This window comes from Luteimonas sp. A537 (genome assembly GCF_054052065.1).
In genome coordinates this window covers 737512-761036 of sequence record NZ_JBSVRH010000002.1, presented here as the reverse complement: position 1 = coordinate 761036, position 23525 = coordinate 737512, and the positions used below count along the sequence as shown (strand labels likewise).

The 23525-nt window shown below is 69.3% G+C and carries 24 protein-coding genes and 1 pseudogene; 18 read left to right on the top strand and 7 right to left on the bottom strand.

Annotation, left to right across the window (positions count from 1 at the left end; genetic code table 11):
- Positions 1-15: 15 nt before the first annotated feature.
- The 3 genes from ACW7GZ_RS07545 to ACW7GZ_RS07535 are packed head-to-tail and all read left to right on the top strand — an operon-like array spanning position 16 to position 4370.
- Entirely contained in the window at positions 16-2382 is a 2367-nt protein-coding gene (locus ACW7GZ_RS07545; protein ID WP_457008633.1) for a response regulator, read from the top strand.
- Positions 2375-3868: a chemotaxis protein CheB gene (locus ACW7GZ_RS07540; RefSeq protein WP_457008592.1), complete on the top strand. Its 1494-nt coding sequence runs from the start codon at positions 2375-2377 to the stop codon at positions 3866-3868. The genes ACW7GZ_RS07545 and ACW7GZ_RS07540 overlap by 8 nt, the downstream gene beginning before the upstream one ends.
- A 13-nt stretch (positions 3869-3881) precedes the next feature.
- Positions 3882-4370, top strand: coding sequence for a chemotaxis protein CheW (locus ACW7GZ_RS07535; protein ID WP_457005575.1), 489 nt, complete (start codon positions 3882-3884; stop codon positions 4368-4370).
- Between the two features lie 15 nt (positions 4371-4385).
- On the opposite strand, the gene ACW7GZ_RS07530 is transcribed toward ACW7GZ_RS07535, so the two are convergent.
- Positions 4386-5123 carry a 16S rRNA (uracil(1498)-N(3))-methyltransferase gene (locus ACW7GZ_RS07530; protein WP_457005573.1) on the bottom strand — a complete coding sequence of 246 codons (738 nt, stop codon included), beginning with the start codon at positions 5121-5123 and terminating at the stop codon, positions 4386-4388.
- Positions 5124-5396: 273 nt separating this feature from the next.
- Positions 5397-6803: an adenosylmethionine--8-amino-7-oxononanoate transaminase gene (bioA, locus tag ACW7GZ_RS07525; protein ID WP_457005571.1), complete on the bottom strand. Its 1407-nt coding sequence runs from the start codon at positions 6801-6803 to the stop codon at positions 5397-5399.
- 38 nt (positions 6804-6841) lie between these two features.
- On the opposite strand from bioA, the gene nudE reads away from it, so the two are divergent.
- The 10 genes from nudE to ACW7GZ_RS07475 all read left to right on the top strand — a co-directional run bounded on the left by nudE (position 6842) and on the right by ACW7GZ_RS07475 (position 16059).
- The gene (gene nudE / locus ACW7GZ_RS07520; protein WP_457008590.1) at positions 6842-7396 is read left to right on the top strand and encodes an ADP compounds hydrolase NudE; all 555 of its coding nucleotides are present in this window, start codon (positions 6842-6844) and stop codon (positions 7394-7396) included.
- Positions 7383-8219 carry a 3'(2'),5'-bisphosphate nucleotidase CysQ gene (gene cysQ / locus ACW7GZ_RS07515; protein WP_457005567.1) on the top strand — a complete coding sequence of 279 codons (837 nt, stop codon included), beginning with the start codon at positions 7383-7385 and terminating at the stop codon, positions 8217-8219. The genes nudE and cysQ overlap by 14 nt, the downstream gene beginning before the upstream one ends.
- Before the next feature lie 300 nt (positions 8220-8519).
- Positions 8520-9356, top strand: a complete 837-nt coding sequence (gene mazG, locus ACW7GZ_RS07510) for a nucleoside triphosphate pyrophosphohydrolase (protein WP_457005620.1) — start codon at positions 8520-8522, stop codon at positions 9354-9356.
- Positions 9357-9395: 39 nt separating this feature from the next.
- On the top strand, positions 9396-9698 hold the full coding sequence (locus tag ACW7GZ_RS07505; protein ID WP_457005565.1) for an Mpo1-like protein: 303 nt from the start codon (positions 9396-9398) through the stop codon (positions 9696-9698).
- Between the two features lie 90 nt (positions 9699-9788).
- Positions 9789-10502, top strand: coding sequence for a response regulator transcription factor (locus ACW7GZ_RS07500; RefSeq protein WP_457008588.1), 714 nt, complete (start codon positions 9789-9791; stop codon positions 10500-10502).
- 18 nt (positions 10503-10520) lie between these two features.
- Positions 10521-11813, top strand: a complete 1293-nt coding sequence (locus ACW7GZ_RS07495) for a sensor histidine kinase (protein WP_457008586.1) — start codon at positions 10521-10523, stop codon at positions 11811-11813.
- Positions 11814-11877: 64 nt separating this feature from the next.
- Positions 11878-13368: an efflux RND transporter periplasmic adaptor subunit gene (locus tag ACW7GZ_RS07490; protein WP_457008584.1), complete on the top strand. Its 1491-nt coding sequence runs from the start codon at positions 11878-11880 to the stop codon at positions 13366-13368.
- On the top strand, positions 13365-14069 hold the full coding sequence (locus ACW7GZ_RS07485) for an ABC transporter ATP-binding protein (protein WP_457005558.1): 705 nt from the start codon (positions 13365-13367) through the stop codon (positions 14067-14069). Before ACW7GZ_RS07490 ends, ACW7GZ_RS07485 begins: the two co-directional genes overlap by 4 nt.
- Positions 14066-15298, top strand: coding sequence for an ABC transporter permease (locus ACW7GZ_RS07480; RefSeq protein WP_457005557.1), 1233 nt, complete (start codon positions 14066-14068; stop codon positions 15296-15298). Before ACW7GZ_RS07485 ends, ACW7GZ_RS07480 begins: the two co-directional genes overlap by 4 nt.
- 116 nt (positions 15299-15414) lie before the next feature.
- Positions 15415-16059 (top strand): LysM peptidoglycan-binding domain-containing protein, encoded by a 645-nt coding sequence (locus ACW7GZ_RS07475; RefSeq protein WP_457008582.1) that lies wholly within the window; start codon positions 15415-15417, stop codon positions 16057-16059.
- An 86-nt stretch (positions 16060-16145) separates the two neighbouring features.
- On the opposite strand, the gene ACW7GZ_RS07470 is transcribed toward ACW7GZ_RS07475, so the two are convergent.
- Positions 16146-16625: a hypothetical protein gene (locus ACW7GZ_RS07470; RefSeq protein ID WP_457008580.1), complete on the bottom strand. Its 480-nt coding sequence runs from the start codon at positions 16623-16625 to the stop codon at positions 16146-16148.
- 310 nt (positions 16626-16935) lie between these two features.
- Here ACW7GZ_RS07470 and ACW7GZ_RS07465 point away from each other — a divergent pair, with 310 nt between their 5' ends.
- From ACW7GZ_RS07465 to ACW7GZ_RS07445, 5 genes are read left to right on the top strand one after another with little or no spacing between them, the layout of a single operon-like run.
- The gene (locus tag ACW7GZ_RS07465; protein ID WP_457005551.1) at positions 16936-17316 is read left to right on the top strand and encodes a diacylglycerol kinase; all 381 of its coding nucleotides are present in this window, start codon (positions 16936-16938) and stop codon (positions 17314-17316) included.
- Between the two features lie 46 nt (positions 17317-17362).
- Positions 17363-18109: a TerC family protein gene (locus ACW7GZ_RS07460; protein WP_457005550.1), complete on the top strand. Its 747-nt coding sequence runs from the start codon at positions 17363-17365 to the stop codon at positions 18107-18109.
- 6 nt (positions 18110-18115) lie between these two features.
- Positions 18116-19039 (top strand): prolipoprotein diacylglyceryl transferase, encoded by a 924-nt coding sequence (gene lgt, locus ACW7GZ_RS07455; RefSeq protein WP_457005548.1) that lies wholly within the window; start codon positions 18116-18118, stop codon positions 19037-19039.
- A gap of 52 nt (positions 19040-19091) precedes the next feature.
- Positions 19092-19886 (top strand): thymidylate synthase, encoded by a 795-nt coding sequence (locus ACW7GZ_RS07450; protein WP_457008578.1) that lies wholly within the window; start codon positions 19092-19094, stop codon positions 19884-19886.
- Between the two features lie 25 nt (positions 19887-19911).
- Positions 19912-20430, top strand: coding sequence for a dihydrofolate reductase (locus tag ACW7GZ_RS07445; RefSeq protein ID WP_457005618.1), 519 nt, complete (start codon positions 19912-19914; stop codon positions 20428-20430).
- Positions 20431-20480: 50 nt separating this feature from the next.
- Here ACW7GZ_RS07445 and ACW7GZ_RS07440 read toward each other — a convergent pair.
- From ACW7GZ_RS07440 to pdxA, 4 genes and pseudogenes are all read right to left on the bottom strand, one after another.
- A pseudogene (locus ACW7GZ_RS07440) lies at positions 20481-21308 on the bottom strand (symmetrical bis(5'-nucleosyl)-tetraphosphatase); the annotation flags it as partial.
- A gap of 1 nt (position 21309) precedes the next feature.
- Positions 21310-21693, bottom strand: a complete 384-nt coding sequence (gene apaG, locus ACW7GZ_RS07435) for a Co2+/Mg2+ efflux protein ApaG (RefSeq protein WP_343255487.1) — start codon at positions 21691-21693, stop codon at positions 21310-21312.
- A 35-nt stretch (positions 21694-21728) separates the two neighbouring features.
- A complete protein-coding gene (rsmA, locus tag ACW7GZ_RS07430; protein ID WP_457005544.1) occupies positions 21729-22541 on the bottom strand; it encodes a 16S rRNA (adenine(1518)-N(6)/adenine(1519)-N(6))-dimethyltransferase RsmA in 813 nt (270 codons plus the stop codon).
- Positions 22538-23524 (bottom strand): 4-hydroxythreonine-4-phosphate dehydrogenase PdxA, encoded by a 987-nt coding sequence (gene pdxA / locus ACW7GZ_RS07425; RefSeq protein ID WP_457008576.1) that lies wholly within the window; start codon positions 23522-23524, stop codon positions 22538-22540. Before pdxA ends, rsmA begins: the two co-directional genes overlap by 4 nt.
- Position 23525: the final 1 nt, after the last annotated feature.

The following is a 23525-nucleotide window of genomic DNA, read 5'->3' as shown; positions in this document are numbered from 1 at the left end:
GCCGCGAGCACGGCGATGCTTGCCGCGATCCCGGACGAAGAGGATCCGGACGTCGAGTTCGACTTCAGTGGCCTGGACTCCGAGCTGGTCGACATCTTTGTCGAAGAAGGCCGCGACCTCCTTGACCACTCCGACGGCCTGCTGGCACGGCTGCGCGAAACCGCCGACGATCGTGAATCACTGGTCGGCCTGCAGCGCGACCTGCATACGCTCAAGGGCGGCGCGCGGATGGCCGGTGTATTCGCCATCGGCGAACTTGGCCACTCGATGGAATCGCTGCTGGAAGCGGTGTCTGAGCAGCGCTTCGACCTTGCACGCGGCGACGTACCGCTGCTCGAGCGCGGTTTCGACCGATTGCATGCGATGGTCAGCCGCGTTGGCGAGCGGCTGGCGATCAGCCCTTCGCAGGGCCTGATCGAGGCCTTCGATGCGCGTGCCCGAGGCGAGGACCTGGTGGGTGCTGGCGCGGCGCTTGGCGGACGTGCCGCCCCGCCGGTCGTGGTGCTGCCGCCGCTCACCCCGCCGGTCGTGGACACGCTCCATGCCGACGACGAAGACATCACCGTCCGCGCTCCGCAGGAGCAGGTGCGCATCCGCGCCGACCTGCTCGATCGCCTGGTCAACTACGCGGGCGAGGTGGCGATCTATCGCGCCCGCCTTGAGCAGCAGCTGGGCGCCTTCCGCGGCGCGATGGGCGAGATGGAGCAGACGAACATGCGTCTGCGCGACCAGCTCCGCCGCCTCGACATCGAGACCGAAGCGCAGATCATCGCCCGCTACCAGCGCGAGCAGGATTCGGCGGATCCGACCTTCGACCCGCTGGAGCTCGATCGCTTCTCCACCCTGCAGCAGCTGTCACGTGCGCTGGGCGAGTCCGCGGCCGACCTGTCGAGCCTGCAGGGCACGCTCGACGACCTGACGCGCCAGTACGAAACCCTGCTGCTGCAGCAGTCGCGCGTCAGCTCCGACCTGCAGGAAGGCCTCATGCGCACGCGCATGGTGCCCTTCGATTCGCTGGTTCCGCGCCTGCGCCGCGTGGTCCGCCAGGCCGCGACCGAAACCGGGAAGCATGCCCAGCTCAAGCTGGATGGCGCCCAGGGCGAACTCGACCGCAACGTCCTCGAGCGCATGACCGCGCCGCTGGAACACATGCTGCGCAACGCCGTTGCACACGGCCTCGAGAAGCCGCGCAAGCGTCGTGACGACGGCAAGCCCGACGAGGGCTCGGTGCGCATTTCGGTGCGCCGCGAGGGCTCTGAAGTCGTACTGGTGGTCGCCGACGACGGCGCGGGCCTCGACCGCGCCGCGATCCGCCGCCGCGGCGTCGAGCGCGGGCTGATCCGCGACGACGTGGCCCTGGTCGACGGCGACCTGGATGCGCTGATCTTCGAACCCGGCTTCTCCACCGTCGACGAGGTCAGTCGCCTGTCCGGTCGCGGCGTCGGCATGGACGTGGTCGCGAGCGAGGTCCGCCAGCTCGGCGGCGCGCTCGACATCGCCAGCGTGCCCGGCAAGGGCACCACGTTCACCATGCGCCTGCCGCAGACGCTGGCGGTGACCCAGGCGGTGTTCGTGAAGATCGGCGACACCAGCTTCGCCGTGCCGATTGCCTCGGTCCGGGGCGTCGGCCGCATCTCGCGCGAGGAGTTCGAGCAGCCGGGGGCGAGTTATGCCTACGGCGGCGAGGATTACACGGTGCACGACCTCGGCGGCCTGGTCGGCCATGCCGCGGCGCGCGCCGAAGGCCACTTGCAGATGCCGCTGCTGCTGATCCGTTCCGGTGAACTGCGCGTGGCGGTGGCCACCGACCAGATCCTCGGCAACCGCGAGATCGTGGTGAAGCCGGTTGGCCCGCAGGTCGCGTCGGTGCCGGGCATCTTCGGCGCCACGATCATGGGCGACGGCAGCGTGGTGGTGATCCTCGACATCGCGCCGCTGGTGCGTCGCCAGCAGGTGGCGCAGCCGCGCGACGTGATGCCGGTCGCTGCGGCCGGGCACCGTCGCGTGCCCCTGGTCATGGTGGTCGACGACTCGATCACGATGCGCAAAGTCACTGGCCGCGTGCTTGAGCGCAACAACTACGAAGTCGCCACGGCGAGGGACGGCATCGATGCGCTCGAGCGGATGGTCGAGCGCGTGCCCGACCTGATGCTGCTCGATATCGAGATGCCGCGGATGGACGGCTACGAGCTTGCGACGGCGATGAAGGCCGACCCGAGGCTGCGCAACGTGCCGATCATCATGATCACCTCGCGGACCGGCGAGAAGCATCGCCAGCGCGCATTCGAGATTGGCGTCGAGCGCTACCTCGGCAAGCCGTACCAGGAGAACGAATTGCTGCGCAATGTCCATGACCTGCTGGAGCTGCAGCGCGATGGCTGAGCAGGGCACGACGCCCGTGCGGGTACTGCTGCTTGCGCGCCCCGGCGAAGCCCGGCAACGCCTGGAGGCCGCGATCCGCGAAGCCGGCGCGGAGCTGGTCGCGGTCGTGGACCCGGCCGATGGCGACCCCGCCGCGACCCTCGCCCTGGCGCCGGCGGCAGTACTCGTGGCCCTGGAGCCCGCGATCGAGGAGTCGCTCGAGCACTTCGACGCGCTGCTGTCGGATCCCGCCGTATTGGTGATGTTCGACGAGGCCGAAGTGGCCGCGCAGCGCGATGGCTGGGATTCCGCACGCTGGGTGCGGCATCTCGCCGCCAAGCTCAACGGGCACGAGGACGTCTTGCCTCCGGGTGCGGGATCCGACGACGCCGTGCATCCCGCGCCTGGCCGGCTTCCGGAGCGGAGCTTCGATCCAGCCAGCGTGGACATCGACGCCCTCGCCGATACCGCCCTGGACCTCGCCGCCGACGTGCCGCGTGCCGAGGGATTCGAATCGCCACGGCCGGAAGCCGATGCGGGCGAGTCGAACGTTGCCGGTCTGGTCTCCGCCGAAGACATGGACTGGTCCTCGTCCTCCGATGCCTACGAGGCATCCCTTGCGGACGATCCCGACCTGGCCGAACTGCTGGCCGGGGCGGCCGCCACCGCTGCGGATCCCGAGGCCAGCAGGGATGAAGCCGCCGCGTCCCCGGGCGTGGACTCTGGCGACGCCGTTGCGGTTGATCCGCTCACGCTTGGCGACGGCCTCTCGCTGGCCGACGACGACGCGCCGATCGCGACGCGCGAAGAGGGCGAGCCGGCGGTCGATCCGCTTTCGCTCGGTGATGGCCTGTCACTGGCCGACGACGATGCGCCGATCGCGACGCGCGACAGTGGCGGCGACGCCATCGACATCGACGCGCTTGCCTTGCGCCTCGATGGTCTGTCGCTCGCCGACCCGGACAGCTACGGGCACGGCGTGCTGCGCGGCGCGGTCATGGTCGAAGCGGGCCTCGGCGGCCCGGACGCCGTTCGCCAGCTGTTGGGTGGCCTGGGCGAAGGATTCCCGCGCGCGGTGCTGATCCGGCTGCAGCTCGACGGCGGGCGCTACGAGCGCCTGGTGCAGCAGATGCAGCGTGCCACTGCGCTCCCGGTCGCGCTTGCCGAAGCCGGCGGCCCGGCAGAGCCCGGCACCGTGTACTTCCTGGCGCCGGACATGGCCGTGGTCAGCGATCGCGCACAGCTGCTTTTCGCGATCGCCGACAATGGCGCGCTGGACCACTACGGTTCCCTCGCGGCTGGCGACAGCGTCCTCGTATTCCTCAGTGGTGCCAACGTGGACCGCGTCGATGCCGCGATGGCCCTCGCCGGCGAGGGCGCCATGGTGCTCGTACAGGCACCAGCCAGCTGCTACGACGGCATCGCGGTCGAAACCCTGGTCGCCCGGGGCGCGCAGGCCGCCGAACCCGGCGAGCTGGCGCAGCTCCTGCTTGATCGTTGGCCCTGATGAGGATCCGTCCATGACTTCTCCCGCCATCCAGGACATCCGCGGCGTGCTGATGCAGGTGGAGGGCGCGCGCCTGCTGATGCCCAACGCCATGATCGCCGAGGTGCTGTCCTACGCCCCACCGGAGCCGGTGGCAGACGCGCCGGATTGGCTGCTGGGCCGCATCCGCTGGCGCGGCTGGCAGCTGCCGCTGGCCTCGTTCTCGCGCCTGGCCGGGATCGCCGATGATGTCGGCGGCCTGGGCAGCAAGGTCGTGGTGCTGAAGGCGCTGGGCGGCGACAGCCACCTGCCTTACGTGGCCCTGCTGACCAAGGGCTTCCCGCGCCTGGTGACGGTGTCGCGCGATGCGCTGGTGGCGGACGCCGGCGAGGGCGATGTCGACGGTGACGCGCCGCGATTGCCATTGGGCGTTCTGATGCGCGTGCTGCTCAACGACGAGCCGACGTTGCTGCCCGACGTCGATGCCATCGAAGGTGCCATCCGCGAGGCGCTGGCGGCCTGAGCGCCGCCCCCGACCTCAGCCAAGGTCCCCGAATGCCGCCTGCAGGGCGCTGATTGCGGCAATGCCCGCGGTTTCCGTGCGCAGGACCCTGGGTCCCAGGCGCAGCCCCTGGAATCCGGCCTCGGCAAGTACGGCGCGGTCGCGCGGCGACCAGCCGCCTTCAGGCCCGATGGCAACTACCACGGAGCCTTCGCCGGGATCGGCTAGGTCGCGCACAGTGTCGGCCGCCGTAGGATCAAGCGTGAGCCTGAGCGCCTCGCCCGGCAGCGTGTCGACCGCCCGCGCCAGTGCCAGCGGCGGTCCCACCGGCGGAACGGACGCGCGGCCGCTCTGGCCGCAGGCCGCGGCGACCACGCCCTGCCAGTGGGCCAGGCGCTTCGCCGCGCGCGCATCGTCCAGCCGCACCTCGGTGCGATCGCTGTTGACCGGCACGAATGCGGCGACGCCGAGCTCGGTCGCCTTCTGCAGGATCCAGTCCATCTTCTCGCCGCGGGCCACGCCCTGCAGCAGCGTGATCCGCAGTGGCGACTCGTTGTCCACCGCCTGCGCCGACAGCACTTCCACTTCGCCGCCGCGCTTGCCGGTGGCGGTGATGCGGCAGTCGTAGTCGAAGCCGTCGCCGTTGAACAGCACGCAGTCGTCGCCGACGCCGAGCCTCAGCACCCGCAACAGATGTGCGGCCGCGGCCTCGGGCAGCGCCACCCTCGTGCCGACCGTCAGTGTTTCGTCCACGTACTCGCGGTTCTGGCGCATGGAGGTCCTTTTTTGCCACGGATTTACGCGGATCAGTGCGGATTTGCACGGATAAAGCAAAAGCACTTGCATCTGTAGGAGAAGCTATCGCTGCGACTGCGGACAAGCAAAAGGCCAGGAGCATTTTTGCCACGGATGACGCGGATCTTGCCGGGGCAGCGTGAACCCGTGGCTGGAACACTTGGCTCCTGGCTTTGTCCTATCGCAGCTATAGCTGCTCCTACAAAAGCAAAGGCGTCTGCTTTATCCGCACTGATCCGAGTACATCCGTGGCTAAGCCTTCTGCGTCGCCTCAATGATCACAGCTTCGGTCGTCCCGGCCAGCAGCGCGAGCTGGTCGTCGTCGATGCAGTACGGCGGCATCCAGTAGAGGATGTCGCCCAGCGGGCGCAGCATGACGCCACGCTCGAGCGCGGCGCGGTAGGCGCGCAGGCCAATCCGCTCGGCGGGATCGAACGGCGTCGTGCGGTCGCCGTCGCGGGTCAGCTCGAAGGCGACCACCATCCCCGCCTGGCGGACCTGGGCCACGTGCGGCAGGCCGGCCAGCGATGCGGCGGCGTCGGCCATCTTCGCCGCGGTCACGCGGTTGCGGGCGATGACGTCGTCGGACTCGAAGATGTCCAGCGTCGCCAGGGCCGCGGCGCAGGCCAGCGGGTTGCCGGTGTAGCTGTGCGAATGCAGGAAGGCGCGCTCGCGGGAGTCGTCGAGGAAGCCGTCGTAGATCGACTGCGTGGCCAGCACCGCGGCCAGCGGCAGGAAGCCGCCGGTGAGCCCCTTGGACACGCACATCAGGTCGGGCATCACGCCCGCCTGCTCGAAGGCGAACATGGTGCCGGTGCGGCCGAAGCCGGTGGCGATCTCGTCGGCGATGAGGAACACGCCGTGCACGTCGCAGAGCTCGCGCGCACGCTTGAGGTACACCGGGTGGTGCATGCGCATGCCGCCGGCGCACTGCAGCCGCGGCTCCAGGATCAGCGCGCAGACTTCGCCGGGATGCTCGTCCAGCAGCCGGGCCAGGGCGTCGGCGGCCTCTTCGGCGCAGTCCTCGTCCGACTGTCCGGGGCGTGCGTTCCAGGCGTCGGGCGAGGGCGTGAACATCGCTTCGACCAGCAGCGGCGCATAGACCCGGCGGTACAGCGGGATGTCGCCGACCGAGAGCGCGCCGATGGTCTCGCCGTGGTAGCCGTTGGACAGCGCCACGAACCTGGTGCGCCGCGGTTCGTCGCCGCGGTTGCGATACCACTGGAAGGCCATCTTCAGCGCCACCTCGACGCCGGCCGAACCGTTGTCGGCGTAGAACACCTTGGCCAGCGGGTCGCGGCCGGGCTGGCGGGGGGCGATCGCGAGCAGGCGCTCGGCCAGTTCGACCGCGCCCTCGTGGGTGGCGCCGGCCAGGATCACGTGCTCGAGCCTGCGCGCCTGGCGCGCGATCGCCTCGGCGATGCGGGGTTCGGCGTGGCCGTGGATGTTGGTCCACCAGCTGCTGACCGCGTCCAGCGTGCGGCGGCCGTCGTGGCCGACCAGCCAGGCGCCGTCGCCGCGGGCAACGCTCAGCAGGGGCATCGTATCGGGATGTTCCCGCATCTGCGTGCAGGGATGCCAGACGACGGCGAGGTCGCGGGATCGCCAGTCGCCGCCCTCGGCTAGAATGGCGGAATCGTGCAAAGACTTGTCGGACATCGCTGCATTATCGCCCCTCGGCCCGCACGGGGGTGCCGATGACCCGCCGGCTGCCGATCATCCACGACATCACCGAGTCCGATGCCGGTCCCTACCGGCTGGAGCGGATGGACCTGGAGTTCTCCAACGGCGAGCGCCGGCGCTACGAGCGTTTGCATGGCCGCGGCCACGGCGCAGTGGTGGTGGTGCCGCTGCTCGACGACGACACCGTGCTGCTGGTGCGCGAGTACGCCGCCGGCGTGCACCGCTACGAACTGGGCCTGGTGAAGGGCCGCATCGACGCTGGTGAAACCCCGGCCGAGGCCGCCGACCGCGAGCTCAAGGAAGAGGCCGGCTATGGCGCTCGGCGCATCGACGTCCTGCGCAGCCTGACCCTGGCGCCGACGTATATGAGCCACTCCACGCACCTGGTGGTTGCGCGCGATCTTTACCCCGAGCGCCTGCCCGGCGACGAGCCGGAGGAATTGGAGGTGGTGCCGTGGAAACTGGACCGCCTGCACGAACTGATCCTGCGCGAGGACTTTTCCGAAGGCCGCTCGATCGCGGCCCTGTTCATCGCCCGTGACTGGCTGCAGCACCATGGCGGCGGCTGAGGGCGTGGCCGCGGCCGTGCGCGAAGGCGTGATCGCGATCGCCCGCGAGGCGGCGGCGGCGATCATGGCCGTGTACGGCGGCGAGGTCGCGGTGCGCGCCAAGGCCGACGACAGCCCGGTGACCGCCGCCGACCTCGCCGCGCACCGCTGCATCGTGGATGGACTGGCGCGACTGACGCCGGACATCCCGGTGCTGTCCGAGGAGTCGGCGCATATGGTGCCGCTGGAGTCGCGTCGCAGCTGGTCGCGCTTCTGGCTGGTCGATCCACTCGATGGCACCCGCGAGTTTCTCAAGGGCAATGGCGAGTTCACGGTCAACATCGCCCTGGTCGATGACGGCGTGCCGGTCTTCGGGGTGATCCAGGCGCCGGTGACGGGCGCCGTCTGGCACGGCGCGCCGGGGCAGGGCGCCTGCCGTCGCGACGGCGACGCGGAGCGCGCCATCGCCACCCGCCGCCCGGCGACCGCGCCGCTGCGCGTGGCCGCCAGCCGTTCGCACCTTGACGCGCGCACCGCGGCGATGCTCGGGCGCATCGGCGAGCACGAATCGATCGGCCTGGGCTCGTCACTCAAGTTCTGCCTGCTCGCCGAGGGCGGCATGGACGCCTACCCGCGCCTGGGCCCGACCAGCGAGTGGGACACCGCCGCCGGCCAGGCCATCCTCGAGGCCGCGGGCGGCTGCGTGCTGGACCTGCGCGGCCGCCCGTTCCGCTACAACCAGCGCGACACCGTGCTCAACGGCGACTTCGTGGCGCTGGGCGATCCCGCGCTGCCGTGGCGGGAGTGGGTTCAAGAGCCTTCTGCCACGGATTTACGCGGATAAGGGCGGATTTACGCGGATGACGCGGATTTGGCCGAGGCAAGGATGCCGGCAGAAGCACTTTCCAGGAAAAAGCAGGTGCAAAGCGTGCCGTCGGCACTGGCCTCAGCCAAATCCGCGTCATCCGCGCAAATCCGTGGCTGAAAAGCTTTTCTTCTGCTGTGTCCTATCGCAGCTATAGCTGCTCCTACAACAACGTGCGCGCGATAGCAGCTATAGCTGCTCCTACAATGCTTTTTTGTTCTATCCGTGTGAATTCGCCCGTATCCGCGTAAATCCGTGGCGAAAACGCTTCTCAGGAGTATCGAAGTGTCAGACCAGCTGCAGCGACTGTTGGCAATCATGGCGAAGCTGCGTGATCCCGACGGCGGCTGCCCCTGGGACCTGGCGCAGGATTTTTCGACGATTGCGCCGTATACGGTCGAGGAGGCCTACGAGGTCGCCGATGCGATCGACCGTGGCGACATGGACGGCCTGCGCGAGGAGCTGGGCGACCTGCTGCTGCAGGTGGCGTTCCATGCGCAGATGGCCAACGAGGCCGGTCACTTCGCCTTCGACGACGTCGCGCGGGCGATCTCCGACAAGATGGAGCGCCGCCACCCGCATGTGTTCGGCGATGCCGATGCGGCGGATGCCGATGCCGATGCCGCCCTTGCAAGCTGGGAAGGGATCAAGCGCGCCGAGCGCGCCGCGGCGGGCGAGGCCGACGCCTCGGCGCTCGCGGGCATCACCCGCGGCCTGCCGGAATGGCAACGTGCGGTGAAGCTGCAGGACCGCGCCGCGCGCACCGGATTCGACTGGCCCGGCCCGGCGCCGGTGATGGCGAAGCTGGAGGAAGAGCTGGAAGAAGTTCGCGCGGAATTCGACGCGGTCGCCGCCGCGCCGCACGATGCCGTTGCGCGCGAGCGCCTGGAAGCCGAACTCGGCGATCTCCTGTTCGTGGCCGCCAACCTCGCGCGCCATGCGAAGGTGGATGTCGGCACCGCGCTGCGCCGCGCCAACCACAAGTTCGAGCGCCGCTTCCGCGCCATGGAAGCCTTCGCCGCCGCCGACGGCACGCGCATGGCGGACCTGCCGCTGGACGCGCAGGACGCGTACTGGAACCGCGCCAAGGCAGTCGAGCGGTTCTCCGGCAGCTGAGGCATGATGGCCGGCAACCGGCAGGACAGGAGCCACGGCATGGCCCGCTTCGCGAGTTTCCGCGAGTTCTATCCGTTCTACCTCGACGAGCACCGCAACCGCACGTCGCGACGCCTGCACTTCCTCGGCAGCTGCGGCGCGCTGGGCTTCGTTGCCGCGGCAATCATCGGCGCCGATCCCCGGTGGCTGCTGGCAGCCCTGGCCTGCGGCTACGCCTTCGCCTGGGTCGGCCACTTCTTCTTCGAGCACAACCGCCCGGCCACGTTCCGCCACCCGCTCTATTCCTTCGTCGGCGACTGGGTGATGTTCAGGGACATCCTGACCGGCCGGATCCCGTTCTAGCGCGACCCGCGGCCGGGTCTTCACACCGTCTCGACTGGTTTCCCGGCAGCCTTTCACAAAGCTGAAGACGTCCGTTTGGAGGACACGCACATGCGCGGATCGCAGGAACCGGGTGGCCTGGTGTTGATCGTCGAGGACAACCGCAATATTTCGGAGATGGTGGGTGAATACCTGGAGAGCCGGGGGTTCGAGGTGGATTACGCCGCCGATGGCCTCGACGGCTACCGCCTGGCCAGCGAGAACAATTACGACGTGGTGGTGCTCGACCTGATGCTGCCGCGGCTGGATGGCATCGAGGTCTGCAGGCGCCTGCGCGAAGAAGCCCGCAAGTCGACGCCGGTGCTGATGCTGACCGCACGCGACACGCTGGACGAAAAGCTGGCCGGCCTGGGCGCGGGGGCCGACGACTATCTGGTCAAGCCCTTCGCCGTGGAGGAGCTTGAAGCGCGCCTGCGCGCACTGATCCGCCGCGAGCGCCGCCAGGTGGGCTCCGAAGTGCTGAAGGTCGCCGACCTGGTGCTTGATCCGGCCAGCCTGCGCGCCACCCGCTCCGGCACCGAGCTGCAGCTTTCGCCGATCGGCCTCAAGCTCCTGACCATCCTGATGCGCGAGTCGCCGCGGGTGGTCAACCGGCAGGAGATCGAGCGCGAGATCTGGGGCAACAGCCTGCCGGATTCGGACACTCTGCGCAGCCATCTGTACAACCTGCGCAAGACCATCGACAAGCCCTTCGACAAGCCGTTGCTGCACACCGTGCAGAGTGCCGGCTATCGCATCGCCGACATCGAGCAGCCGCCCGCCTGACGACAGCGGAGAAGGTCGATGCCACAGGGGCTGCCGCGCAAGCTGCGCCGCGTGTTCGTGCTGCAGGCGCTGCTGGCGATCATTGCGGTAGTGGCTTCGCTGTACGTGTCGACCGTGTTCGCGCGCGGTGTGTTGGCGACGCAGTGGGTCAAGACTGAAGCGTCCCGGTTCTGGGGCGAGGTGGCGGAGGATCCCGCCTACCCGCCGCCGTGGACGTCGTCGGTGAACGGCTACTTCGTCCACACCGGCACCGACCCGGTGGACGCCGGCGTGCCCGCCGAGTACATCGCGGCGGGCCCCGGCCTGCACCGGCTGAAAGCCCGGGGCACGTCGCAGCGGCTGCTGGTCGAGGACGGACCCGGTGGCCGCCTGTACCTGCAGATCGCATTCCGGCTGGTCGACGACGTCGGCCGCTGGTCCCTGCTGATCGCGTCGATCCTGACCACGCTCGCGATTGCGACGGTGAGCTGGCTCAGCTACCGGATCGCACGCAGGATGGTGCTGCCGGTGACCGCGATGGCGGCGGAGGTGGCGAACTGGGATCCGCTGCGTGTCGAACTCGAAGCCATTGATCCCGCCCGACTGCCCGGAGAGGTGGGGCGTGAAGTGCGCATGCTCGAGGGCGCGCTGCGCGGCCTGGCCGAACGCACCCAGGCCTTCACCCGTCGCGAGCGCGACTTCACCCGCGAAGCCAGCCACGAGCTGCGTACCCCGCTGACCGTGGTGCGGGTGGCCGTGGACATACTGCGTCGCGACCCCGATCTGCCGCCGCGGATGCATCGTTCGCTGGACCGCGTGCAGGTGGCTGCGCGCGACATGGAGGCGGTGGTGGACGCCCTGTTGATCCTGGCCCGTGAGGACGTGGCCTTGAACACCGAGCAATTCGATGCGCTGGAAGTGGCCGCCGAAGCGGTCGTGGCGGGCCAGGCGCTGATCGACGAGCCGGTCGTCGGCGTTTCGCTGGTCGAGCACAGTGCGCCCCGGCTGAGCGGTTCGCGGCGCGCGATGGCGGTGATCCTCGAGCAGCTGGTGCGCAATGCCTGCACCTTCACCCCGACGGGCAGCATCGAGGTCTGCGTGGAGCACGACCGCATCGAGGTCCGCGATACGGGTGTCGGCATGGCGCGCGACGTGCTTGAGCGCGTCTTCGAGCCCTTCTACCGCGCCGACCAGTACGTCGGCGGACGGGGCCTGGGCCTGGCCATCGTGCGTCGCCTGGCGGCACGCTACGGCTGGTCGGTGCATATCGAAAGCACGCTCGGCCAGGGCACCAACGTCATTCTCCGCTTTCCGGTGGCAGCGGACGACTGAGCAGGTCAACGCCGGCGATACTGGTGCGTTAGCCTTCACGACCCCAGCCGGATCACGCAGCGAAATGAGCCAACGACCCAAGCCTGCCAGGCGCCCCCGCAAGACCCTTGCCTTCATCGTCATCGCCGTCCTCGCGCTTGGTGCGGGCGCCTGGTATTTCAGCCAGCGCAGCGCTTCCGCCGACGCCGGGGCGTGGCGCACCGTGGAGGTCGAAGAGGGTGATATCCGCGTCGCGATCTCGGCCACCGGTACCCTGAGCGCGATCTCGACGGTCGTCGTGGGCAGCCAGATCTCGGGGCAGGTCACCGAGGTGCTGGTGGATTTCAACGACAAGGTCGAGCAGGGCCAGGTGCTGGCCCGCATCGACCCCAGCAGCTACCAGGCGCAGATCGAACAGGGCTCGGCGCAGATTGCCAGCGCCCGTGCCAGCCTCGCCCAGGCGCAGGCGACCCTGCGCAACGCCGAACTCGACCACCGTCGCAAGGCGGAGCTGGGCGAGCGCCAGCTGGTGGCGCGCAGCGACATCGACCTGTCCCGCGCGGCGCTCGACCAGGCCCGGGCCCAGGTGGCGTCGGCGCAGGCGCAGATCACGCAGCAGACGGCGTCCACCCAGACCACGCGCATCAACCTCCAGCGCACGGTGATCCGCTCGCCGGTGGATGGCGTGGTGCTGACCCGGACCATCGAGGCCGGCCAGACCGTGGCGGCCAGCCTGCAGGCACCGGAGCTGTTCACCATCGCCGAGGATCTGTCGCAGATGAAGATCGAGCTGGCCGTGGACGAAGCCGACATCGGCCAGGTGCAGGCCGGGCAGGGCGTGAGCTTCACCGCCGACGCCTTTGCCGACCGCCAGTTCCGCGGCGTGGTCGAACAGGTGCGCCTGAGCGCGACCAACACCAGCAACGTGGTGACCTATCCGGTGGTGGTGACCGTGGACAACAGCGACGGCACCCTGCTGCCGGGGCTGACGGTGAACGCCGAGATCGAGGTCAGCCGCCGCGACGGCGTACTGAAGGTGTCCAATGCCGCGCTGCGCTACAAGCCCACGGGTGCCGAAGGCGCCGCGCCGGCGATGGCGCAGGCAGGCACCCGCGGCGGCGTCACCGACGACCTTCGTCGCGAGGCAGTGGCGCTCGAGCTGTCAACGGAGCAGCAGATGGCATTCGACGAGGCCGTCACGGCGATCCAGGCGCGACAGACAGCACGGCAGGCCGCGCCGGCCGCACGCAATGGCGGCGGCGGAGGCTTCGGCCAATCGCGCGGCGGCGCGCCTTCGGGCGCGATGGCGTCGCAGATCCGCCAGCGCATGCTGCAGCGCTTCCGCGAGGACTTCGCCGGATTCCGCGACAGCCTCGACGCCGCGCAGGCGCAGCGTTGGGACGCAGCCGTGGCCAACCTGGTCGGCGCCACGCGGGCCACGGTCTACAAGCTGGCCAATGGCGGCCCGGAGCCGGTGATGGTCCGCATCGGCGCGACCGATGGCACCGCGACCGAAATCTCCGGGGCGCTGCAGCCCGGCGACCAGCTCATCACCGGCGAGCGCGCCGCGCGATGAGCACAGCCGTGCCGATCATCGAAACCCGCGCGCTGGGCAAGGTCTATTCCGCCGGCACCGAGGCCGAAGTCGTGGCGCTCAAGGGCGTCGACCTGCGCATCGAGCACGGTGCGTTCGTGGCGATCATGGGGCCGTCCGGTTCCGGAAAGTCGACGCTGATGAACCTGATAGGCGGCCTGGATACCCCGGGGTCCGGCAGTTATTTCTGCGACGGCGTGGATGTCTCCACGCTCGACGCCGAGGAGCTGGCGGTGCTGCGGCGCGAGAAGATCGGCTTCGTCTTCCAGGGCTTCCACCTGCTGCCGCGGATGACCGCGCTCGAGAACGTGGCGATGCCGCTGAGCTATGCCCGCGTGCCGCCGGCCGAGCGGCTGCGCATGGCCGAGGAGGTGCTGGACGCGGTGGGACTGGGCGGGCGCACGGGGCATCGTCCCAACGAGCTGTCCGGTGGCCAGCAGCAGCGCGTGGCGATCGCGCGCGCGCTGGTCAACAAGCCGCCGCTGCTGCTGGCCGACGAACCGACCGGCGCGCTGGACTCGAAGACCGGCGAAGAGATCCTGGCGCTGTTCAAGCGCCTGCGCGACGAAGGCCACACCGTGGTCCTGATCACCCACGACGCCGAGGTCGCCGCGCACGCCGATCGCACCTACGTGATGCGCGACGGCGAACTGCATCCCGAGCACCCGGAGACCGCGGCATGAAGTTCAGCGACGTCATCCGCACCGCGATCCATGCCCTGCGCGGCAACTGGATGCGCAGCGTACTCACCTCGCTGGGCGTGATCATCGGCATCGCCGCGGTGATCGTGATGGTCTCGGTGGGCCAGGGCACGCAGTCGGAGATCGACAAGATGGTCTCCGGCCTGGGGTCGCAGCGCCTGGACATCTCGCCCGGCTCGCGGCGCGGACCCGGCGGCGTGCGCCAGAGCGCGTCGAGCTATTACACGCTCACCGAGGGCGACGTCGAGGCGATCCGCAACGACATCCCCGAGGTGCAGTACGTGTCCGGCTCGCTCAGCGGCAGCATCCAGGTGGTGTATGCCGAGAACAATTGGTCCAGCCGCTGGCAGGGCGTGCAGCCGGACTACTTCGACATCAATGCCTGGACCCTGGTCGAGGGCGAGGCCTTCGACGCCCAGGACTACGGCGGCGCCGCCAAGGAAGTGATCGTGGGCGAAACCGTGCGCCGCGAACTGTTCGGCGACGAGCCGGCGATCGGGCAGACGGTGCGCCTGGGGCGGGTGCCGTTCGTGGTCGTGGGCGTGCTCGCGCCCAAGGGGCAGGGCGGCTGGGGCCAGGACCAGGACGACGTGATGATGGTGCCGATGCAGACCGCGCGGCGCCGACTGCTCGGGTCGATGGGCCTGCCGCCGGGCGCGGTGATGCAGGTCGCGCTGACGGTCACCGATGCCGATGACCTCGGCTACGTCCAGGGCGAGGTGGAATCGCTGCTGCGCCAGCGCCACCGCGTCGGCCCCGGCCAGGATGACGACTTCACCGTGCGCAACATCTCCGAGATCGTGGCCACCCGCACCGCGACCACGCGCCTGATGTCGCTGCTGCTGGGCGCGGTGGCGACGATCTCGCTGATCGTCGGCGGCATCGGGATCATGAACATCATGCTGGTCTCGGTCACCGAGCGCATCCGCGAGATCGGGCTGCGGATGGCGGTCGGTGCCGGGCCGTCGGACGTGCGCCGGCAGTTCCTGGCCGAGGCCATGCTGCTGTCGCTGGTCGGCGGCGCCCTCGGCATCATGATCGGAATCGCCGGCGCGCTGCTGGTGGGACGCTTCGGCGACCTGCCGGTGGTCCTGAATGGCCAGGTGGTGGCGCTGGCGGCCGGCTTCTCGGTGGCGACGGGGCTGTTCTTCGGCTATTACCCGGCGCGCAAGGCGTCCCAGCTCGATCCGATCGAGGCCTTGCGCCAGTAGGCAGGCCGCCCTCGGGTTGACCCTGTAGGGGCAGGCCCCGGGTTGGCGCCGGTTGGGCCGCGATGGAGACTGCGTCCATTGCCACGCACCGCGACACTGCGGAACGGAGTTGCGAAATGACCATCCACAACATCGCCTTTGGCGACACGCTTTCACAGATCGCGCAGCGCTTCGGCACCAGCATCAACGCGTTGATGGACGCCAATTCGCAGGTCAGGGACGCCGATCTGATCTATGCCGGTGACAGCCTGAACATCGGCGGCAGCTCGCGCGGCGGTGGCGCGGACGGATCGGGTGGCGTCTCCGGCACCGAAGGCGTATCGGGCGGCACGAAGGTCAGCGGCAACAACGCCGCCGCGATCGCAGAGCAATTCATCGGCCGCAACGCCGGCGAGCTCAAGTTCAGCGATGAACTTCCGATGGAGTCCTGGGTACCGAACAACGTCAACTGCGCCAACTTCGTTTCCGCCTGCCTGCAGAAGGCAGGGTTGATCGATGCGAGCCAGGCCAGCGCTTCGGTCGACAACCTGGGCAGCAACCTGAAGGCGGATGGCTGGCAGACCACCTCGCTGGCCAATGCCCAGCCTGGCGACGTGGTGCTGATGCAGCGCAACGGCCAGTCGCACGTGGTGCTGTTTGCCGGGATGGAGAACGGGCAGCCGAAGTTCATCGGCTCCAACAACGTCAACAGCGACGGCTCCCAGCGGATCAGCTGGGGCGGTGCTTCGGGCAACTACGAGATCATCACTCCGCCGCGCTGAACCATCGCGCGCGTTTCATGACAAAGGCCGGGCATTGCCCGGCCTTTGTCCGTGGGCATGGCGGGCCCGAGCCGGGCCGCTGCGCTTCAGAAGCCGAACAGCGCCCGCGGCGCGGCATGTTGCCGGGGCCAGTCAAGCCAAGCCACGTCACCGGGCCCGATCGCATGGTCGAGCAGGATCCAGCGGCCCCCCGGGGGGAATGCGGGGACGTCACCGGCAACGGTCGGATCGCCATCATCGGCATTCGTCGAATCGCCGGCATCGGCGCCGCCAACAGGCGCTCCCTCGTGCTTCAGGAGTGCGACGTAGACATCGGACATGGAACCCTGTTCCGCCGCCTCGGCGAAACGCGTGCCTGCGAAGTCCGGGCGGCCGCCACCGGGGGCGCGCATGTTGCCGAGGACGAAGGCCCAGCCGCCGATCCGGTCCATGCGTTCGACATCAAGCTCCACGCGCCCATCCAGCGCTTCGCGCAGTGGGCCGCTGGCTGCGTCCAGGACGATGTCGTAACCGGGTTCGCCCGGCTGCATGGCCACGGGCGCGGCCTGCGCGAACGAAGGATTCATGACGGCTCCCATGGCCAATGCGGCGATCGGTCCGAGGATAACAGCGGCTCGGTGCATGCGTGGACCCCGGCTTCGGATGCGTGATGGCTGCATCCTGCCAGCCGGGACCAGCGTTTGGAGTGAATCCGGGCCCCGGACGGCAGCTTGTGGCAAAATTGCCCGCTTCTGGTCGGACCCGGCAGCGAATTCGCATGCAGTTCCCATTCCGGCGGCGCCTTCGCGGCGGCCGCTCCCAAGCCGCCGCCGGTGCGAGCGCCCGGTCGGTGGCGCGGTCGCGCTGCAGTGGCGCCCGCTGAGCACATGCAACGCGATGGCTGACGAGACCGGACACCTGCCGCGCGGCCCGGCGCGCATGTTCAAGGCGGCCGTATGGTCGCTGCAGGGCCTGCGCGCGGGCTGGCTGTACGAGTCATCGTTCAGGCTCGAGGTCTATCTGTTCGTGGTGCTTGCGCCGCTGGGCTGGTGGCTGGGCAACGACGGCGTGGAACGAGCGCTGCTCGTGGGTTGCCTGGTGCTGGTACTGGCGGTGGAGTTGTTGAATTCCGCGATCGAGGCCGTCATCGGCCGCTACGGCGACGAACACCATGAGCTTGCCGGCCGTGCCAAGGACATGGGCTCGGCCGCGGTATTCCTGATGATGCTCAACGTGCTGCTGGTCTGGGGCGCGTTGCTCTGGCCCCGGCTGCCATGACGCCCGTGCGAAGCACGACAAGAGATTCCCAAAGGATCAGCACGCAATGCAAGCAATAATCGAATTCCTCTCCGACCCGCAGGTCTGGATCCTGTTGCTCACGCTGTCCACGATCGAGATCGTGCTCGGCATCGACAACCTGGTGTTCATCTCGATCGCGGTCAGCCGGCTGCCCGCCGAGCGCCGCGAGTTCGCGCGCAAGTTCGGCATCGCGGTGGCCTGCATCACCCGCCTCGGCCTCCTGCTGACGCTGGCGTGGCTCGCGGGACTGACCAGCGATCTGTTCACCATATTCGGCAAGGGCATCTCGGTGCGCGACCTGGTGCTGGTGCTGGGTGGCCTGTTCCTGGTGGTCAAGGGCGCGTTGGAAATCCGCTCGCTGGTCGTGGGCGAGCACGAGGAGCTGGATTCGGCGGGCAAGGCCGCGACTTCGTTCGGCATGGTGATCGGGCAGATCGCGGTGATCGACATCGTGTTCTCGCTCGACTCGGTGATCGCGGCGGTCGGCATGGCCGGCGACTACGTCCCGGTGATGGTGGCGGCGATCCTGGTCGCGGTCGGCGTGATGCTGCTGGCGGCGCAGCCGATGGGCAAGTTCATCGACAACAACCCGACGGTGAAGATGCTGGCGCTGGCCTTCATCGTGCTGATTGGCGTGTACCTGGTGGGCGAGGGCTTCGGCCTGCACATCCCGCGCGGCTACATCTACGGTTCGATGGCGTTCTCGGCCTTCGTCGAGGGGCTCAACCTGTGGGCCAAGCGACGCGCGCTGGTCGGCGTTGCGCGCGAGTAGCCCGGCATGAGCCTCCTGCACCTGGTCGACCCGGTCGCGCTGCAATCGCCGGCGTTCGAGCTGTTCGGCAGGAGTTTCGAGCCGGGGATCCACTGGTACGGGCTGATGTACGCGCTGGCCTTCCTCAGCGCGTGGCTGCTGGGGCGCTCGCGGATCCGCGCCGGGCGCCTGCCGGGGGTCGACGAGGCTGGCTTCGGCGACCTGATGTTCTACGGCATGCTGGGCGTCGTGCTGGGCGGGCGCATCGGCTACGTGCTGTTCTATTCCTTCGGCGACTTCCTCGCCAACCCGCTGATGCTGCTGCGGGTGTGGGAAGGCGGCATGAGCTTCCACGGCGGCCTGCTCGGCGTGCTGCTGGCAAGCTGGCTGTGGTCGCGCGCGCGCCGCCTGCACTTCTTCGACAGCATGGATTTCGTGGCGCCGCTGGTGCCGCTGGGCCTGGGCTTCGGCCGCATCGGCAACTGGATCGGCGGCGAGCTCTGGGGCAAGCCCACTGACCTCGCCTGGGGCACGGTGTTCCGCAACGCGCTGCCGCCGGACCTCGCCTTCCTGGACGATGCCGCGCTGCGCGCGCTGCACCAGGCCGGCCAGCTGGAGCCGTATGCGCGCCACCCCTCGCAGCTCTACCAGGCCTTCCTCGAGGGCGTGGTGTTGTTCGCGGCGCTGTGGTGGTTCTCGCGCCGGCCGCGGCCACGCTATGCGGTTTCGGGCATGTTCGCGCTGCTCTACGGCAGCTTCCGCTTCCTGGTCGAGTTCGTGCGCGAGCCCGACGCCCACATCGGCTACCTTGCATTCGGCTGGCTGACGATGGGCCAGGTGCTGAGCACGCCGCTGGTGCTGATCGGCCTGTACTGGCTGTGGCTGTCCCGCCGCAGCCCGACCCTTCAGCCCGCACCCGCGCCCGCAGCCCCGACCAGCGCTCCCCTGTAGGAGCAGCTGCAGCTGCGACCAGCGCCACCCGACACAGCACGGAGCAACAGCCATGCGCCAGTACCTCGACCTCCTCGGCCACGTCCTCGAACACGGCACCGAAAAGTCCGACCGCACCGGTACCGGCACCCGCAGCGTGTTCGGCTGGCAGATGCGCTTCGACCTGGCCGAAGGCTTCCCGCTGGTCACCACCAAGAAGCTCCACCTGCGCTCCATCATCCACGAGCTGCTGTGGTTCCTGAGGGGCGAGACCAGCGTCGCCTACCTGCGCGCCAACAAGGTCACGATCTGGGACGAATGGGCGGATTCCGACGGCGAGCTTGGTCCGGTCTACGGCAAGCAGTGGCGGCGCTGGGCCGATGGTCGCGGCAGCGAGATCGACCAGATCCGCTGGGTGATCGACGAAATCCGCCGCAACCCCGACTCCCGCCGCCTGGTGGTCAGCGCCTGGAACGTGGCCGACCTGCCGGCGATGAAGTTGCAGCCCTGCCACGCGCTGTTCCAGTTCTACGTGGTCGACGGCAAGCTCAGCTGCCAGCTCTACCAGCGCAGTGGCGACATCTTCCTGGGCGTGCCATTCAACATCGCAAGCTACGCGCTCCTGACCCACATGGTGGCGCAGGCGACCGGGCTCGGCGTGGGCGATTTCGTGCACACCCTGGGCGACGCACACCTGTATTCGAACCATTACGACCAGGCCCGCGAACAGCTGGCGCGTACGCCGCACGCGCTGCCGAAGCTTGCGCTCAACCCGGCGATCCGCGACATCTTCGACTTCAGCTACGAGGACATCGCCATCGAGGGCTACGATCCGCTGCCGCCGATCAAGGCGCCGGTGGCGGTCTGAGGGCGGCGTGGCCGGCGCGGGCGTGATGGCGCGGCGGGACGGGGACGTTCCGTCGATCGTCCTCGTGGCTGCAGTCGATCGCCGGTTCGCCATCGGCCGCGACAACGCGATGCCCTGGCACCTGCCGGACGACTTCCGCCATTTCAAGGCACTGACCCTCGGCAAGCCGATCCTGATGGGACGGAAGACGGCCGAGTCGCTCGGTCGCGCGCTGCCGGGGCGTCGCAACCTGGTTCTGACCCGCAGCGGACGCGTGCCGTTCCCCGGGATGGAGGCGGTGGCCTCGCTGGGGCAGGCCCGGACATGCGCCGACGGCGACGGCGCCACCACCCTGTGCGTGATCGGCGGTGGCGAGGTCTATGCGCTCGCGCTGCCGCAGGCGTCGGTGCTGCACCTGACCCACGTCGATACCGGGATCGAAGGTGCCGACGCTTTCTTCCCGGCGTTCGATGCGGACGCCTGGCGTGCGGTGTCGCGCGCGGTGCATCCGGCCGATGCGCGCCACGCCTTCGCGTTCGAGTTCGTCGAATACCGGCGTCGCTGAAACGACCTGGGCTGCGGAGCGTGGTCCGCGTGGCCACGCGCGCCGCTTCAGGGTCGAGGCGACGGCCTGCCCGGGACCTGGACCACCTGCAGTTCATCGCAATCCAGGCGCAGCGCGGTGAGCGTGCCACCCCAGACGGCGCCGGTGTCGATCGCGTGCACGCCGTGGCCGATGAACAGGCCCAGCGACGACCAGTGGCCACAGGCGAGCTTGAGCCCGCGCTCCACGCGCCCGGGCACCGCGTACCAGGGATAGAGCCCCGGCGGCTGCGTGCCCGGCGCGCCCTTTTCCTCGAACGCGATGCGGCCGCGCGGACTGCAGTAGCGCATGCGGGTGAAGATGTTGATGATCGCGCGCTGGCGGTCGGTGCCGCGCAGGCCCGACGACCAGGCCGGCCGGTCGCCGTACATGTTGCGCAGCAGGCCGAGGCGGTTGCGGCCCTGCAGCACCTGCTCGACTTCGGCGGACATCGCCAGCGCGTCGTCGGCGGTCCACTTCGGCGCCAGGCCGGCGTGGACCATCATCCAGCCGAGCTCGCGGTCGGCGTGCACCAGCGGCTGCGTGCGCAGCCAGTCGAGCAGCTCGTCGCGATCGGGCGCGAACAGCACGCGCTGCAGGTCGGGATTGACCTTGCGCTGGTCGGCTTCGCGGCGTTCGGCGATCGCCAATAGCGAGAGGTCGTGGTTGCCGAGCACGGTGACGGCGCTGTCGCGCAGCGAGTGCACCAGGCGCAGCGTCTCCAGCGATTCGCCGCCGCGGTTGACGAGGTCGCCGCAGAACCACAGCCGGTCGCGAGCAGGGTCGAAGCGGATGCGTTCGAGCAGCCGCTCAGTGGGCCCCAGGCATCCCTGGAGGTCGCCGATCGCCCAGACGGCCATGTCAGTGCAGGGTGCGCGGAACGGCGAGGGTGAACGGCGGGATCGGCGCGTCGAAGCGGGTGCCGTCGTCGCCGACCATGCCGTAGCTGCCTTCCATGCTGCCGACTGCGGTTTCAAGCACGGCGCCGGAGGTGTAGGTGAACTGGTCGCCGGGTTCGATCAGCGGCTGCTCGCCCACCACGCCGTCGCCGCGGACCTCTTCGACGTGGCCGTTGCCGTCGGTGATCACCCAGTGGCGATCAAGCAGCTGTGCGGCGCGACGGCCGAGGTTGCGGATGCGGATGGTGTAGGCGAAGACATAGCGATCGTCTTCGGGCGCGGATTCCTCGGCAAGGAAGCGCGTCGCGATCTGGATCTCCAGGGTGTAGTCGGGTGTGTCGTCCATCAGGCGAGTGTAAGCGCTTGGCGTGAATACTTGGGCTACGCAGCGGGCACGGCGTTGGCAAGCCGCACGAAATCCGCGACCTCGAGCTGCTCGGCGCGCTGTGAAGGATCGATGCCGGCGGCCACGATCGCCGAGCTGTCGCACTGTGTCTGCAGCGAGTTGCGCAGGGTCTTGCGGCGCTGGCCGAAGGCCGCGCGGACGATCGCCGCGAAGCGCGCGGGATCGTCGATGCCGATGGTTGCGGGGTCGCGTGGCACCAGGCGGACCACGGCCGAGTCCACCTTCGGCGGCGGCCTGAATGCGCCGGGTCCCACGGTGAACAGCGCGGTGACGTGGCACCAGGCCTGCAGCATCACGCTCAGGCGCCCATACACCTTGCTGCCGGGTCCGGCGGCCATGCGGTCGACCACTTCCTTCTGCAGCATGAAGTGCATGTCGCGCACGGCTGCGGCGTGGTCGAGGGCGTGGAACAGGATCGGCGAGGACAGGTTGTAAGGCAGGTTGCCGACCAGGCGCAGCGGCGTGCCATCGGCGAGCGCGGTGAAGTCGACGTCGAGCACGTTGGCGTGGATAAGCTCCAGCGCGCCGTGTTCGCGCGCGCGCACCGTGAGCGGCGCCAGCAGGTCGCGGTCGAACTCGATCGCAGTCAGGCTGCCGTGGCGGTCGAGCAGCGGGAAGGTCATCGCGCCCTGGCCGGGGCCGATCTCGACGATGCGCTCGCCCGGGCGCGGGTCGACCGCGAGGACGATGCGGTCGACGACCCCGCGCTCGTGCAGGAAGTGCTGGCCCAGTGATTTCTTGGCAGGCTGTCGGAAGCGGCCGTCGTGACCGTCTTGCGGGGCTGTCATGCGCTGCTCCGGGCGGCGCGCACCTGCGCCAGGCGGGTGCAGGTATCGATGGCGGCGAACAGGCTGGAGGGGTCGGCGCGGCCGCTGCCGGCCAGGTCCAGTGCGGTCCCGTGGTCGACCGCCACGCGCGGCCAGGGCAGGCCGAGGGTGATGTTGACCGCCTGCTCGAAGCCGCTGTGCTTCAGCACCGGCAGGCCCTGGTCGTGGTACATGGCCAGGACCGCGTCGAAGCCCTCCAGCTTCGCGGGCAGGAAGGCGGTGTCCGCCGGCAGTGGCCCTTCCAGGCGCATGCCCGTAGCGCGCAGGCGCTCCAGCAGCGGGATGATGGTGTCGAGTTCCTCGCGGCCAAGATGGCCGTCCTCGCCGGCGTGCGGATTCAGTCCCAACACCGCCACCACGGGCTCGGCGATGCCGAAGTCATCACGCAGCGCGGCATGCAGGACCCGCAGGCAGCCTTCCAGCCGGGCCGCGGTCAGTGCGTCGGGCACCGCGCGCAGCGGCATGTGCACCGTGGCCAGGGCCACGCGCATGGTCGGGTTGGCGAGCATCATCACCACCTCGCGATCGGTGTGCGCCGCCAGCAGGCCGGTGGTGCCGCTGTAGGCGATGCCGCCGTCATTGATCGAAGCCTTGTGCACCGGCCCGGTGACCATGCCCTGGCAGCGGCCGCCCAGGCAGGCGTCGGCTGCGGCGAGCAGTGCCGCCACTGTCGATGCCGCATTGGCCGCTTCCAGTACACCGGGCGTTGCGGCGACCGTGGCAGGGTGGTGGTGCAGCGTGAACTCGCCGCCGGGCGCCTGCAGGCGTTCGGGCGCGATGCGCGCCAAGGGCAGGCCGATGCGCTGCGCCGCGGCAACCAGCGCATCGCCATCGCCAAAGATTTCGAGTCGGGCGTCCCAGCGCTTCTGCAGCGCGCGTGCGCACAGCTCCGGCCCGACGCCGGCCGGTTCACCCGGGACCAGCGCGAGCCGCAGGCGCTGCATT